This window comes from Ruegeria sp. YTSC199 (genome assembly GCF_059609725.1).
Map to the genome: position 1 here is coordinate 33,407 of NZ_JBXWMF010000020.1, position 13,591 is coordinate 46,997.

General features: G+C 53.8%; 11 protein-coding genes and 1 pseudogene. 8 read left to right on the top strand and 4 right to left on the bottom strand.

Going from position 1 to position 13,591, the window contains the following annotated elements; all coding sequences use genetic code 11:
* Window positions 1–441: 441 nt before the first annotated feature.
* Window positions 442–639: a hypothetical protein gene (locus AC2FEE_RS18030; RefSeq protein ID WP_496866722.1), complete on the bottom strand. Its 198-nt coding sequence runs from the start codon at window positions 637–639 to the stop codon at window positions 442–444.
* Window positions 640–1,096: 457 nt separating this feature from the next.
* Here AC2FEE_RS18030 and AC2FEE_RS18035 point away from each other — a divergent pair.
* The 8 genes and pseudogenes from AC2FEE_RS18035 to AC2FEE_RS18070 form a co-directional block, all read left to right on the top strand.
* Window positions 1,097–1,285: pseudogene (locus AC2FEE_RS18035) on the top strand (hypothetical protein); the annotation flags it as partial.
* Between the two features lie 118 nt (window positions 1,286–1,403).
* Window positions 1,404–1,697: a hypothetical protein gene (locus AC2FEE_RS18040; RefSeq protein ID WP_496866772.1), complete on the top strand. Its 294-nt coding sequence runs from the start codon at window positions 1,404–1,406 to the stop codon at window positions 1,695–1,697.
* Between the two features lie 90 nt (window positions 1,698–1,787).
* A complete protein-coding gene (locus AC2FEE_RS18045) occupies window positions 1,788–2,852 on the top strand; it encodes a hypothetical protein (RefSeq protein WP_496866723.1) in 1,065 nt (354 codons plus the stop codon).
* Complete coding sequence (locus AC2FEE_RS18050; RefSeq protein WP_496866724.1) at window positions 2,849–4,378, top strand: ABC transporter transmembrane domain-containing protein; 1,530 nt, start codon at window positions 2,849–2,851, stop codon at window positions 4,376–4,378. Before AC2FEE_RS18045 ends, AC2FEE_RS18050 begins: the two co-directional genes overlap by 4 nt.
* Window position 4,379: 1 nt before the next feature.
* Complete coding sequence (locus AC2FEE_RS18055; RefSeq protein ID WP_496866725.1) at window positions 4,380–5,963, top strand: sensor histidine kinase; 1,584 nt, start codon at window positions 4,380–4,382, stop codon at window positions 5,961–5,963.
* 100 nt (window positions 5,964–6,063) lie between these two features.
* Window positions 6,064–6,735: a response regulator transcription factor gene (locus AC2FEE_RS18060; RefSeq protein ID WP_496866726.1), complete on the top strand. Its 672-nt coding sequence runs from the start codon at window positions 6,064–6,066 to the stop codon at window positions 6,733–6,735.
* Between the two features lie 332 nt (window positions 6,736–7,067).
* On the top strand, window positions 7,068–7,643 hold the full coding sequence (locus tag AC2FEE_RS18065) for a DUF4956 domain-containing protein (protein WP_496866727.1): 576 nt from the start codon (window positions 7,068–7,070) through the stop codon (window positions 7,641–7,643).
* Between the two features lie 19 nt (window positions 7,644–7,662).
* Window positions 7,663–8,433, top strand: a complete 771-nt coding sequence (locus tag AC2FEE_RS18070; RefSeq protein ID WP_496866728.1) for a polyphosphate polymerase domain-containing protein — start codon at window positions 7,663–7,665, stop codon at window positions 8,431–8,433.
* A 317-nt stretch (window positions 8,434–8,750) separates the two neighbouring features.
* Here AC2FEE_RS18070 and AC2FEE_RS18075 read toward each other — a convergent pair whose 3' ends face one another.
* From AC2FEE_RS18075 to tcuA, 3 genes are all read right to left on the bottom strand, one after another.
* Window positions 8,751–10,418 carry an FAD-dependent oxidoreductase gene (locus tag AC2FEE_RS18075; protein ID WP_496866729.1) on the bottom strand — a complete coding sequence of 556 codons (1,668 nt, stop codon included), beginning with the start codon at window positions 10,416–10,418 and terminating at the stop codon, window positions 8,751–8,753.
* Window positions 10,419–11,118: 700 nt separating this feature from the next.
* Window positions 11,119–12,198 (bottom strand): tricarballylate utilization 4Fe-4S protein TcuB, encoded by a 1,080-nt coding sequence (tcuB, locus tag AC2FEE_RS18080; protein ID WP_496866730.1) that lies wholly within the window; start codon window positions 12,196–12,198, stop codon window positions 11,119–11,121.
* Window positions 12,188–13,582 carry an FAD-dependent tricarballylate dehydrogenase TcuA gene (tcuA, locus tag AC2FEE_RS18085; protein WP_496866731.1) on the bottom strand — a complete coding sequence of 465 codons (1,395 nt, stop codon included), beginning with the start codon at window positions 13,580–13,582 and terminating at the stop codon, window positions 12,188–12,190. Before tcuA ends, tcuB begins: the two co-directional genes overlap by 11 nt.
* Between the last annotated feature and the right edge of the window lie 9 nt (window positions 13,583–13,591).

Genomic DNA, 13,591 nt, shown 5'->3' on the forward strand with positions numbered 1-13,591 from the left:
CGTGGGAGTATGCGGCCTATGGCAACGTGCTCAATGGACAGCCATGTCGGGCGCATGGATGAATGCAAAGAACCGACCATTCAAGCAACTGGAACACGCCCTGAGGACCAATCTTGGACAAATGTTGTTGTGACACATTGTGGACAAAACCGCATGGCGATGCGCCGAAACACGCCAGTGCTGGCATCGGCTTGCCCAAATTCGTAGCGGCCAATACCTATTTTCTGGGTGCACCAGTTTCGTAGCACATCCAAGGGTTCACCTGTCGGCCTGCAGAGCCGCTCAAGCTGCGTGTCATAGCCGCTACACAGAAACGGCCAGCGCATCCCGAGATCTGAACATAAGTCCCGTGGTGTAGTCTCGAATAACACGCGTTGCGGCTGACATAGCCAGAGAGTGCTTCCACTTAAATGAAGGGGAGAGCCGGTTTTAGAGGCGCGGTCATGCATCCGCTCCGTCAAATTCGAAGATCTGCCGTGGATCAATCCGCACAAAGTCTTCCGCGATAAACGGATTGGGGGCATCGATAGTGGCACGCCTGTCAAAAAACACATCCACGAAGCGACGAAGCTGTAGTTGGACTTCGAACCCTTGATTGAACATAGCCTTTGAGAGGGCCTTATCAGTAATTTCGACCATCAGGCCAAACTCATCACGCGAGTATCAGTCATTCAATTCGGCAGACCCACTCAACACCTTCTGCAAATCGTGCCTCTCATCAATATGAGCAAATTGCCTTCGCACTAAACCTCTCTGAAACCAGCTCATGTTTTTGACACAGAAAGCCGATAAACCGCGTTTGGCTACCTGTAGAGGCCAATGTGGTAGTTTCCAGAACACCGGAGGTGGCAATTTCACAGCAATTGCCGTCCGAATCTTTTTCTAGCTGAATTCCTGCAAATACGGGCGGTGCCGGGTTTTAACCTCAGAATCTAGGCTTCAATGCCTTTGGCCAAATCACCTCGCCGTATGAATAAAAGTGTTCATCTGACGTTCACTTTCCACATATGCAAATTTCATCTCAGCAAGCCATATTGTCCTACTGGTACTGAAGAGCGTTGGTTCCCAGAAACAACCGACGGGCGAAGGGTGATCTGTGTCAACGACTGGAAGTAGGATTGCGCAATGCAAGTTAGGAATACTCAGCCACACGACCTGCGTCATATTCTTAGCCTTAATTTCTTTTGTTGGTACCGGCCAATTCAGCAAAGCCTCGGCGCAAACAGCTAGCTTTCGGTCTGTTGATACGAATTCAGACGGGGTTTTGAGTTTGAACGAGCTCATCGCCGCATTTGGAGAAGCCGGTGCGCGCAGGCTTCTCGAGGATATAGACCGCAACGGAGACAATCGCATCACGATCATCGAGTTGCGTGGGGGCGCGGGTAACGGAAAACGTGAAAACAGTGAGCGCGGCGCTCCAGGCGGGGATCGGGGCGATCGCGAAGACCGGGACGATGACAACGGCCGGTCTGACGATCGAGATGGAGACGATAATGGCGATGGGCGTGATGGTGGTGATGGTGGTGATGGTGGTGATGGTGGTGATGGTGGTGATGATGACTAACCAAAAAACTTCCTGTCCTGTTGGATTTTCTCCGACTGTTTCCGGGATAAAACACGGATATCAGAATTTCTTGTATTCGTTCCGGAGCAAAACCATTGCGCCCGCAAAGTGTATTCATTTGCCGTTCATCTGATCGCTTGCCAGCCTTTCATCCCCTTTTGCAATTCTTCTCACGTCGCACTGGCAAAACGGTTTCATTGAACAGCCAGTCACGGAGCAAAGCATGACACAGTTTCTTCAAACCTCCCGTGCCGCTTGCGAAATCGCAAAATGGGCATTTACTACCCGCAGAGTTGATCGGTCCGATGTACACGGGCTTACCACGCAGATGGGCCGCGCAAAGGCAGGGGATTTGATCCTCTGTGAGATTGCCGAGATCGGCCATCACAAAAAAATTCAGTTGGCGGAACGTCGCGCCTCGGTCAGCTACCCGGGCGACTATGTTGTCCTTTGTTTGGGGGATCGGTACGCACCGGACCAGTTCCTTGCCAGCGCGGTGATCGATGACGATCTTATCGATCTCGTAGCAGGCGGCGGCGTCGCTGGTCGCGTAGACGCCGCGCATACCCGTATGGACAACCCGACGCGGTTGAAGCCCATCGGCCTTCTTACCAATGCCTCAGGTCATGTGATTAACGTATCAGACTATGCGTTGCCCTCGCTGCCGAACAACGAACACGTTACGGTCATTGGTGTCTTCGGGGCGTCGATGAATTCTGGGAAAACAACGGCCGCATCAAGCCTCAGCCATGGGCTTTTGCGATCAGGGTATGCTGTCGCCGGCGTCAAGGCTACCGGGACAGGAGCCTTTGGTGACTTCAATAGTTTCGAAGACGGAGGCGCTCCGGCGCTCGACTTCACAGACGTCGGTATGGCCACGACATATCGGATGCCGCTTGAAACAATTGAAGCCGGTTTTGATACGCTGGTTGCAACTGCGGCAGAGCGCGGCGCCGAGGTTGTGGTGGTTGAGATCGCTGACGGTGTTTTCCAGCAGGAAACGCGGGCCATCTTGCAGTCTTCGCGCATTCGAGATCGGCTGGACGGCATCCTGTTTGCCGCGCCGGACGCACTGAGTGCTCTTGGTGGTGTGACCGTTCTGAAAAAGGTGGGTCTAAGCCCCTTTGCGATCTCCGGAATGGTAAGCTGTTCCCCCTTGGCGGCCGCTGAAGCTGCAGAAGTCACCAGTCGCCCGATTTTGTCTCGAGAAGATCTTTGGTCGCCAGCAACCATCACCCAACATGTTGCACCGCTGATGCGACGTAAAACTGTCAATGTGGCCGCATGACCGCCCTCACGGAACTGGCCACAAAGGACCGCATCCTTGATGCGGTCCTCCTTACAATCTGCGGTATTGTGCAGGCGGTTGCACTGGCGTTCGCAGCGTTTGCGACGCGTGATGCTTTTGCCGCGCTTCATGCAGGCCACGTTCTTTCAATGAGTACGGCCCTGCAATTGGCGGTATCCGGAATTATCGCAGCTGCGTGCTTGTTTTTTTCAAGATACCGGGCAGAAGCGCTTGGCCAAAGTTACGCGATTTCTTTGCGCCGAGCGTTGTACAAGCAGATAGCCCGACTTCCCAAATCTCGGCACGAAAAACGCCGGGTTGGTGCGCTGTCCTTGCGCTTTGTCGGCGACCTATCTGCTGCGCGCCTTTGGTTCGGTCGTGGTCTACCGGACGTTTTGTCCGCAGCCTTTGTCATTCCGGGTGCCGTATCCGTTCTCTATTTTCTTGATCCTGCCCTTGCGGTCTATGGCATTGCCTCACTCAGTTGCGCGCTGCTTATCATGGGGTTACTGGCCTGGCATCTGGCCCGCCGGCATCAAAAGCTACGACGCAATCGTGCCAATATCGCGATTTCCATGATTGAGCGTATAGCAATCGCGCCCGAATTGGACCTGATAGGTCGAACAGACCGCGAATTGCGCAAGCTTGACAAACAAGGCGCATCGCTGCGCCGCGACGCGTTGGCACGTCGAGGCAGAACCGCCAGTCTTCAGGCAGTATTGCAACTGGGTGTGGCGCTTACCGGTCTTTTGATGCTTTGGCAGGCAAGCCAAAACGAAATGGCACCGGCGACAGTCGCAGCTAGCCTCTCTGTTTTAGCGTTACTTGCCCTTCCGTTACAGAACCTTGCCGGGGCGTGGGACTATTATTGCGCCTGGAGCGTAGCGCGCGAAAAGGCCGCAAGGCTGCTTTCGGAACCGGTGTTGATGCGGGCCAGCGCAGTGCATGGCGCCCCTCCTGAAATTGAAGTCACCGGGGAGTTGGATGGAAGCTTTATCTTTTTCGCGGCTCCTTGCGGTTCAACTTCAACATTAGCGGGGAAGCACGCAAACTGTATCGCGCGGTGTATCGCGGGCCTTGATAAGAATGAGGGCATCGCGGTTCGCTATGGTGGGCAAGATAGAGCCTCAAAAATCGCTTTTATCGGGGACGATCATGTCGGGCTCCAAGGCAGTTTGCGCCGTTCGGCAACACTGATGTGTTCGAAAAGACCGAATGATCAGAAAATAGCAAAGGTCATGCGGACCTTTGGATTATCTGACCTGCTTCGGGCACCTGGTGGCCTTGATCAGCGGGTGGCGGAAAATGGCAACGGGCTGTCACCCTTCCAAACATTGAGTATCGATTTTGTGCGTGCAGTTCTTGGCAAAGCTGACGTCGTCGTAATCGCTTCTGTCAGGTGGGGTTATTGCAGGGATGGCCACGCCAAGTTGCTTGAAACTCTGCAGAAGTTATCGTCGGCCACCATCATATTGGCTGAAGATGCCGCCTCGCCTAATGTGAAACAGAATTCAAAGGTCGTCTGAAATGCGTTCATCTACTCTATTTGGGATTTACGCTGCTGTTCTGGTAGCTTTCTTGGGCGGTCTTGCAGGACTCACCCTGTACAGCCTCGAAAAAACGCGATGGTGGGACGCCCGGATATCACTGGCCCAAGAATCCTATGGGCTGCATCTGCGGCTTGAAGCAGATCTATACCGTCTGTTCAAGCAACACGGCGACGCGCTTCTTATCGGAGACCGGGACGATGGCGTAAGCGAAGAAGAGCTGCAGGCGAAAATCGACCAGACACTAGATTCGATCCGGACAACGATCGCGCGTGAAATCCAGATGGTGGGCGACGAGGAGATCGAAGAACTCGAACTTCTTGATGAGATCGAGGACGATATTGAATCCGTCAATGCAGCAATCGCGAACCTTTCAGCCAATGGAAGCCGTATCGAGACATTTGTCCGGATTGAACGCTTGGCCGCCCTGCTGGACGGTGACATTGATGATGAGCTCGATCAAAAAATCCAGGCTGCCCTTGATGAAGAAGCCGAGGAGGTCGACGAGGTATTGAGCGAGGCGGCAGCTTTCAGAAAATGGAATGAACGATTGGTTTACTTGATCGTTCTGGCCGCAATTGGCGTTTTGCTCGTGGCGCTCGTGTCGTTCAACCGCCAGATCAGAAAGCCACTTACACGACTTGCAGACGGCATTGGACACCTGCGTGGGGCCGATTATTCCAAGCCGGTAAGCCTGGGTGGCAGCCAAGAGTTCAGAGAGCTGGGCACCGTTCTGAATAGCATGGCTGAAGGATTGGCTGCTCGCGAAGCCAGCCGTGCCGAGCAAAAGAGACAACTAGAAGATACCGTTGCTGCCAGAACGTTCGAGCTTCAGCAACTAATCGATAAGCTTGAGACAGGCGAAGAGAACCGCAAGCGTTTGATGGCCGATATTAGCCATGAGTTGCGAACGCCTTTGGCAATCATCCTCGGCGAGGCTGATGTCACTCTACGGACATCAGAAACGCTGTCAGAAGACGCTTCAGATTCACTTGCCCGTATTCGAGATTCCGCAAAGCACACAAACCAAATCGTTGATGACATGCTAACCGTCGCCCGGTTTGAGGCGGGTCAGCTCAGACTAGATCGCAAAGAAACGGATCTGCGAAAAATACTGCGCGATGCCGTGGCGATGTTCCCCGATCCGGTTCAGTTCGAAATTCCGGACTGCAAGGTAATGGCGTCGATCGACGAGGTTCGGCTTCGCCAGTCGGTGCTTGCATTACTGCAGAACGCGCGAAGATATGGCGGCCCAACAATTAGCGCGATGTTGGAAGAAGGGCTCGCGTCTTGCAGGATCACAATCGAAGATGACGGTCCCGGCCTGAGCGCGGCGGAAAAATCCCAGGCATTCGACCGGTTCTTTCGGGGGTCGAACGCTTCGGGCCAGGGTATCGAAGGCAGCGGTCTCGGGCTTCCGGTTGTGAAGTCGATTGTGGAGGCTCATGGTGGGACAGTTGACCTTCAAGATCGCCAGGAAGGCGGTTTAATGATCACCATAACCTTGCCCAAATCACCTCGGATGAAAGTTGTTCAGACCGATGCCCTACGAGAAACCGGCTAATGCGTACCAGTCTGCTTCAAAAGCAAGTTGGGCAACCGGTTAGGTCGCACACTGCCGCGCATCGTCTCGGTTGTGAGCAGAGAGATAATTGAGGCGTACTATGAATATTTTGCTTGTCGAGGACGAAGCCCGTGTAGCTGATTTTATACGTCGCGGATTGTCCGCTGAAGGCTGGTCTGTGGATCATGCACCAAGTGGCGAAGATGCTTTGGAGCACGTAGCCACCAGCAACTATGACATCATTTTGTTGGATCTGATGTTACCCGGGATTCAAGGGCAAGATGTTTGTCGCAAATTGCGCGCTAGGAAATCAAAAATCCCCATCCTGATGCTGACCGCATTGGATAGCCCCGAGGAAAGAGTGGAAGGCCTCAACATTGGCGCAGACGATTATCTTCCCAAGCCGTTCGACTTTGACGAACTGATCGCGCGAGTAGAGGCTCTGCACCGCCGCGCCAATAGCTATGCCAACGATCTTAGTGACACTGTGATTGTTTGTGGGTCGCTTACCTTTGACAAGCGCTCGCTTCAGGTTGCCGTCGACGGTGCCGAAATTCAGCTATCCAAGAAGGAACGAGACTTGCTTCTTCTGTTTCTGACTAATGTTGGGCGCGTGTTGTCCAGAGAGCGGATCTTGAACTCGGTTTGGGGCATGAATGAAGATCCATTGACCAACGTTGTTGATGTCTATGTCGGGCGTCTCAGACGCAAGATCGGTGCAGAAGGTCAGCGGATCGTGACCCTTAGAAATGTTGGGTATCGTATGACCTGAACGTTGCTTTTGTGGCTTGTCTCGGCAAAATCACGCTGTCAGATCGCGCAAGCACACCTAAGAATTCTCAGCAAACCCAAGCGAGTTTCCGTCAAGCCTTGCCCGGATCGAAACCGAACGTGAGTGCCGCCGTCGTATTCCTAGCCTAGTTGTAACGTTCTGATCCAAATACTCAAAACACTTCAAGTCTTACAAATAAATGCCAGCGTCATTGAACGTTCATAAATCTGTAACACTTGGTCAATTTCCCAGTCAGGACGGGTTCAGACGCTCCGGGCAAGAATTGATCCATCAAGTGCCCTCACAAGGGTTCACAACAGGGATCAAAATACATGCTTGAGTCTATTCTCGCCCCCGAAATCCCCATTCGTTTTGCAATCAATATCATTGCAATGATGACCCTAGTGTTTGGTTTGTATTATCGCCGCTACCGCGACAAAGAGTTGGTGACCGCCGCTTCGCTGTTCAATGTCTTCGCCTTCGGCGTGTTGACCGTTTTGTCATCGGTTGAATTTAGCCTGGCAGCAGGATTTGGACTATTCGCCATCCTCGCACTATTCACATTGCGGTCGGAACAGATCTCAAAAGTCGAAATCACCTATTTTTTTGGCTCCATCGCTATCGCGGTTATCTGCTCAATTCACGGAACCGAGCTTACATTTGTTGGTGTGATCGTAACGTTGGTGCTGCTGGGTGCCTGGGTGCTTGATCATCCGCGCATTCTAAAGTCCGCAGACGGTGTGAAGATCACTTTGGACAAGATCGACGCTCACGCATTGTCGGACCCCAAGGCTATGCGTGCGGATCTATCAGAACGATTGGGCGTAGACGTGATGTCCTATCAAATCACGGCGCTCGACTACATCAACGACATGGCGCGCATCAATGTGTTTTTCCGCAAAAGCTGAGTGTGCAAAGGAACCCGTCATGGACAACAACATCGCAGGGACACTCAATAGCTTCGCGGAAATTAGTCTTGCGGAACTTAACAGCAAAGCAGCCATGCTCGAACGGTTAGACAACAAGTATATTCTGCCAGCCGATGCTTTCAGGCCGGCATTTGAGAGGTTTTCCGAACATTTCGACGTCTTGGAAATCGAAGGCAAGCGTGCGTTCACGTATGCAACCAGATACTATGACGACAAAGACTTGCGAGGTTATTACGATCATCACCAAGGGCGTCGCAAGCGCTGTAAGGTTCGGGTGCGTGAGTATGTGGATGCTGGCTTCAGCTACCTTGAAATCAAGTTGAAAGACAGACGTAAAGTCACGATAAAACGACGATTGAAGGTCAATAATCTTGCCAACTCTCTCAACCAGCAGGCTGTCGATTTTATCGAGGAAAACTACCGCGACATTTATTCGGAGGGCTTTGGAAAACTGCTGCACCGGGTGATCGCGATGCAATATGAGCGTATCACTCTAGTTGCCAAAGAAGGTGGCGAGCGTATGACCATCGATACAAGCCTTCAATTTGAGGCTGGCGGAGTCTCTCGTGCGGTAAAACCTGACATGTTCATCATTGAAACAAAATCAGCCCGCGGCAACGGCATCGCTGACAAAGTTTTACGTAGACTGCATTTACACCCAACAAAGCGCTGTTCGAAATACTGTATTGGTATGGCTGCGACAGGTGCAGTGGATCGGCAAAACAAGTTTCTGCCAGCGTTGCGAAGGCTTCACCTGACGGGGAACTAACGACGAGCACGTTGAACCGAGACGAATACGGTTGTCATTGCGCAAAGTGTGGCTAGATCAAAACGCGGACTTCACACGCGCAGCGAAAGGGTAGTCTTAAGAAGCCGCATGCTGCACTGGCGATCATGAATGTCAGCTAAGCGCCGGTCCTGGCCATCCCGTAGCAGCGCACTAGATACCGTTGCTGCGCTGCCTTCGAGGACCACTGAGAGCTCAAGTCAACCGATGCTACGTATCGTCCAGATGGCGAAAATGTGTGTAAACCCGCCGTTCGAACTATCCCGGCGCGGATTAGATGTGTAGTGAAGCTCGTATCTTTACCCGATATTCGGTTTTCGCCGGATGTGATCTAGATGAGCATGGTAAGCGATCAGTTCGTCTTCGATATTTGAATCTGACCAGCCTAGGTGCGGCGCTGCTATTTCGGCAATCTCACGGGCGCGATCAACCCCTTGATCGGGCTCCCATCCCAAGCCCAGTCGTCTCATAATCAAATCTGCCAGGTTGGTCGGCATCTCGTCTTTTGCGCACCGGACAATCTCGGCACGATAGGCCAGACCCATTTGATCCGGCTCAGCGGCGCTACCGTGAGTATTGATTGCACAAACGCCTTCGTATTGCAGTTTGAGCGGGCTTACGGATGGTTTCAGCCGCTGCTGAACCTCTCGGGTGACTTTTCTCGCAACACGCCTATGTGTCATGATCGGCCCGCCGGTCAGTGCCCTCATGTTTTGCAAACCGTCATCCGCCAAATCATGCAGCTTGATTTCCCGGCTTCCCAGAGGTTCCAGCGGGTCATGCGTCAACGGATTGACACCAGCCCATGTAAACAATACGTCGCTGCACTTTAAAGACAGTTTTGGAAAACACCGGTTGGCTTCCGAAACCATCCATTCAATTTCCTGATCCTCAGCGTAAACACCGGCAATTTCGCCATCAATGGGTGTCCGTGTCAGTCCTATGTAATGGATGCCTCGAAAGGGAAGGCAATAGAGCGGTTCACCAATGCTATTGTATGTAAATACCCCCCAATCAGCGAATTCCGCAGGCAGGTTCACTGCAATATGAATGCCTTTCATTCCCCTGCATTTGGGCGCTGAATTTGATCCGGTCCTGGCCGTCACATCATCAACCCAAGCCCCTGCCAGATTCAAAACGAAATCCGCTGTAACCACGACTGTCTCGGGCGTGCCTAGGACAGATCGGCTTGTCGCTTGCAATGTCAGATGCCAAAGATCATCTGCTTGCTCCCGCTTTAGGTCCGCGACGCGTACGTAGTTTCGAACGGTTGCCCCCATCCGACGTGCGTCAAACAGTGCATCTAGCGCGATACGCTCGGGCCAGTCGAAAAGGTACTCCTGAAAGACAGCGATGCTGCGCAGTTTTTCAGGGTTGCGCAGCCAGGGGCTAAGGGGAACCTGATTGGTTTGATCTGGATGATAGCGGCGATACCTTAACGGTTCGCCGCTCGGGCTGGTCATTCGTATCGCTGCAAAAGCCGCATCCATTTGCCACGGCGCATACTGATCGTCCGAGTAGATCGGCAGGCTAAAGTTGATCGGCTTTACCCTTTCGGGGATCGTACGCACGATCTCGTCTCTTGCCAGCATGTCATCACGAACAGTTTTCAGGGACACAGCCAAGCGCCGAGGATGTATCAATGTCTGCCAGATATTGGACCCTGAAGCCAAATGCCTTAATCCACAATGAAGCAGGCGACTGGACCGGCTGGTAGCCCCATTGGCAAAATCGTCCTGATCGACCACAAGCACCTTGTATCCGGCGGCACAGAGATGCTGGGCAACGCTTGCACCATTGATTCCGGCTCCGATTACGGCAACATCAAAATGAGCACGTTCCAACTGGATCAGCCCATGAGGCGACGTCGATGTAGTCGTCTGCAATGAAGCCTCCGTATGAACCGATAAGGGGTTCACTCCTGTAGAGCCCGGAATTCCAAGGCTATCTACCAATCCCCAAAGCACTCATAACACTGCTTGCCGTCAGCTTGAAGAAGCTTGGATTCACATTCCAGCAACAGCAAACGCAGGCAACCGGTTCTGTTGCAAACCCCAGAGTACCCGGTACGCAAAATGCGTCCGGTGCGGTCATTCATTTCCAGCGGCGAAAGCCCGGTTTGTCCCGCCATCCGTTGGTTCATAGACCCGCCGACTTTGCACCTACGGCGAATGTCTCCCCTGACGAACCGCACAGCAGCGACGGTAAACATCGGCCAATGGCAGGACTGGGCCGTTCTTACTATTTGTGGTGGGGCTGTCGGCTCATCCACTTTTTTGAGGACCAGCGGGAATTGGGCAAGCCAAACGAAACTGCCTACAGGAGCATGAAATGGGCGTGTTGGGTCAGTTTATGACGCAAAGGTCAAATTTGTCTGACGTCCAACATTTTGTCGGGCGACACATAGTTTTGCCATTCAAAGACGCCTAAGCCATTGATCCTGAGTCATTCGATTTTGATGGGCGCACAGGTTTTACCATTTGCGACTCAAAGCTCTTCCATCAAGTCTGCACCTTTCGTGGAAGTGTCTTTCAGTACCGCTGAGCGGTATTCACACGCACCCTTCCGGACGTTGACTGCCGTCCGCATTGCCGCAACGCAGCGTCCTTCGATATCAAATGCGATTCCATTGCACTTTCTTTCGCCTCTGGACGGGGCGAATGGTTGTTACCGGACCACCGACAATTCTCTTTTCCGCTGCGCATCCCTGATGAGGGCTGCAAGCCGATAGAAGCCGTGAGCCATTTTCGTATAGGGCGTAAGGAGGAAGAGAGCCAGGACCGATCCAAGATGGATGGCAAGCAGCGCAGGCATCAGTGTCGTTGACCCGAGAGCGTAGAGAATAAGCCCGCTCAACCCCACAAAACCAAGCAGCAAGATGAAGCCGATGTCTCCGCCCCAAGCGGAAGCGTCGCCTAGGTTGCGGTCTGATTTCTGCTTCAGCAAGACCATCGCGCAGCAACCCACGGTAAGCAAAACACCCCCCGACACGCCAAACAGCTTTGGCAATGACCAGATCCCGTAAGGTGCGTGCAGGCCGAACCCGTAATGCATGATCGTAGCTACCGAGGTCGATGCGAAGCACAGCAGAAACCCGTACATGATCGCATGATGCACGTGGCGTCGGGCCTGGCTGAAGCGATCTTCGTCCTCGAAATTGCAACCCTCGCCGTGGCCAGCAGCCAGATCCTGCATTTTAGCTGCTCGGGTTAGCGCGGCTTTCAGGTCGCCGGGTTGAATCGGCTTACCTCCAACCACATGCCAATAGCGCCGAAGGCTGATGCCGATGCTGAACAGTGGCAGCAAGAAAGCCGGAGCAAAGATCGCTACCATCGCGTTGTGAGAGAGCACTGCATAGAAGCCTTCACCCCCAGCCGAGCCGATCACACGAATAGCCCAAAACAAAAGCGCGAAGCCGACGACCAGAGCCAGAGCAATCGCTCCACCATGGGTATTGAAGCGGCGCGCCAGGGGTTGCGGCCAGGCGTAGCTTTCCCAACTGTCGCGCCGGACCTCGGCCAGAGCCTTGGGCAGGTTCAGGTCGAACTCATGCGGGGCCGTGTATTGGCAGGCATAGTAACATCCTCGGCAGTTGTGACACAGATTGGCCAATTGCGTGATATCGCCATCCGAGAATGCGCGTTCGGCATGTAGCGACGGAAAGACCGAGCAATAGCCTTCGCAATACCGGCAGGCATTGCAGATCTCGGCCTGACGGCGGGCTTCTTGGATCAGGTCAATTCGCATAAGAAGCGGCCTCTCGTCCTGCGATGCGTCCGAATACGGTTCCGATGGTCATGCCGAACCCGGCCAGATACCCCTGCCCCAAAATCGACCCGGCCATGGTTTCTCCTGCCGCCCAAAGGTTCTGTATCTTGCCGTTTGTCGTCGAGCATTGCGCGGTTTCATCTACCTTCAGGCCCAGATAGGTGAAGGTCACGCCGGTGCGCAGCGAGTAGCCGTAGAAAGGAGGCTCAGTAATTGGACGTGCCCAGTTTGTCTTGGGCGGGGTCAGACCGGAGGTGGAAACGCCGTCCAGTTCAGTTGGATGAAAGCCACTTGTGTCACCACAGGCGGCATTGAATTCAGCGACGGTCGTAGTCAGCTTGTCAGCCGGCAGGCCCATCGTTTGGGCTAGATCCTCCAACGTGTCCGCCTTTATCGGTGGGAAGACTGACGGCATAAAAAGGTTCAACGATTTGGCATCAATGATTACATAGCCCACCTGATCCGGCTGGGCTGCCACTAAGCGCCCCCAGATCGCGTAACGCTTGGGCCAGACGTCCTCGCCCTCGTCATAGAACCGCTCGGCGTCCTTGTTGACGACAATTGAGAATGGAACGCAGTCCAGACGGGTGACGATACCGCCGTCAAACTTCGGCGCGCGCCCGTCGATGGCAACGGCGTGGCATTGGGTCGGGTCACCAACGCTCTCAACGCCATTTTCCAGAAGATCGGCCAGCACGACACCCCGATTATAGGGCGTGCCCCGGATCAAGAAGTTTCGTGCCGCAGGCCCCCATGCGCGGGTCAACCAATCGGTGTCAGCCTGAAACCCACCCGAAGCGACGATGACCGCTTTCGGCTTGATGCGATGGGATTGACCTTCAAAGGTATAGTCCACCCATTCAATCCGGTCTCCGTTCAATTCCAGATGCGTGACGGCGGCTTCGTAAAGGACCTCGACGCCCAGCGCTGCAGCCGTCCGGTAGTAGGCGTTCACCAGCGATTTACCGCCCCCCATAAAGAACGCATTGGTCCGCGCCAGTGACAGTGTCCCCGACAGTGAGGGCTGAAACCGGACCCCGTGCTCCTCCATCCACGGCAGACATTCCTCGGACGTGCGGATCGCGAGGCGTGCCAGTTCTCTGTCGGTTTTGCCTCCGGTGACCTTGAGCAGGTCTGACAGGTATTCGTCTTCGCTGTATTCTTGGACCAGCGGGCCCAACGGGCCAGAATGCATGCAGCGAAAGTTGCGGGTGTGGCGCGAGTTTCCACCGCGATAGGGTTTTGGCGCCGTTTCAAGGATGAGAACGCGCGCACCTGCTTCGGCGGCGGTCATCGCAGCGCAGAGGGCGGCGTTCCCTCCGCCAATCACAGCGATATCATAGGCTTCCGGTTGGGTTACCATGTCATATCT

Excerpts from the sequence above, each read along its gene's own strand:
- AC2FEE_RS18060 (WP_496866726.1), top strand. The coding sequence starts at position 6,064 with ATGAATATTTTGCTTGTCGAGGACGAAGCCCGTGTAGCTGATTTTATA.
- tcuB (WP_496866730.1), bottom strand. The coding sequence starts at position 12,198 with ATGCGAATTGACCTGATCCAAGAAGCCCGCCGTCAGGCCGAGATCTGC.
- AC2FEE_RS18055 (WP_496866725.1), top strand. The coding sequence starts at position 4,380 with ATGCGTTCATCTACTCTATTTGGGATTTACGCTGCTGTTCTGGTAGCT.
- AC2FEE_RS18030 (WP_496866722.1), bottom strand. The coding sequence starts at position 639 with ATGGTCGAAATTACTGATAAGGCCCTCTCAAAGGCTATGTTCAATCAA.
- AC2FEE_RS18065 (WP_496866727.1), top strand. The coding sequence starts at position 7,068 with ATGCTTGAGTCTATTCTCGCCCCCGAAATCCCCATTCGTTTTGCAATC.
- AC2FEE_RS18050 (WP_496866724.1), top strand. The coding sequence starts at position 2,849 with ATGACCGCCCTCACGGAACTGGCCACAAAGGACCGCATCCTTGATGCG.
- tcuA (WP_496866731.1), bottom strand. The coding sequence starts at position 13,582 with ATGGTAACCCAACCGGAAGCCTATGATATCGCTGTGATTGGCGGAGGG.
- AC2FEE_RS18045 (WP_496866723.1), top strand. The coding sequence starts at position 1,788 with ATGACACAGTTTCTTCAAACCTCCCGTGCCGCTTGCGAAATCGCAAAA.
- AC2FEE_RS18070 (WP_496866728.1), top strand. The coding sequence starts at position 7,663 with ATGGACAACAACATCGCAGGGACACTCAATAGCTTCGCGGAAATTAGT.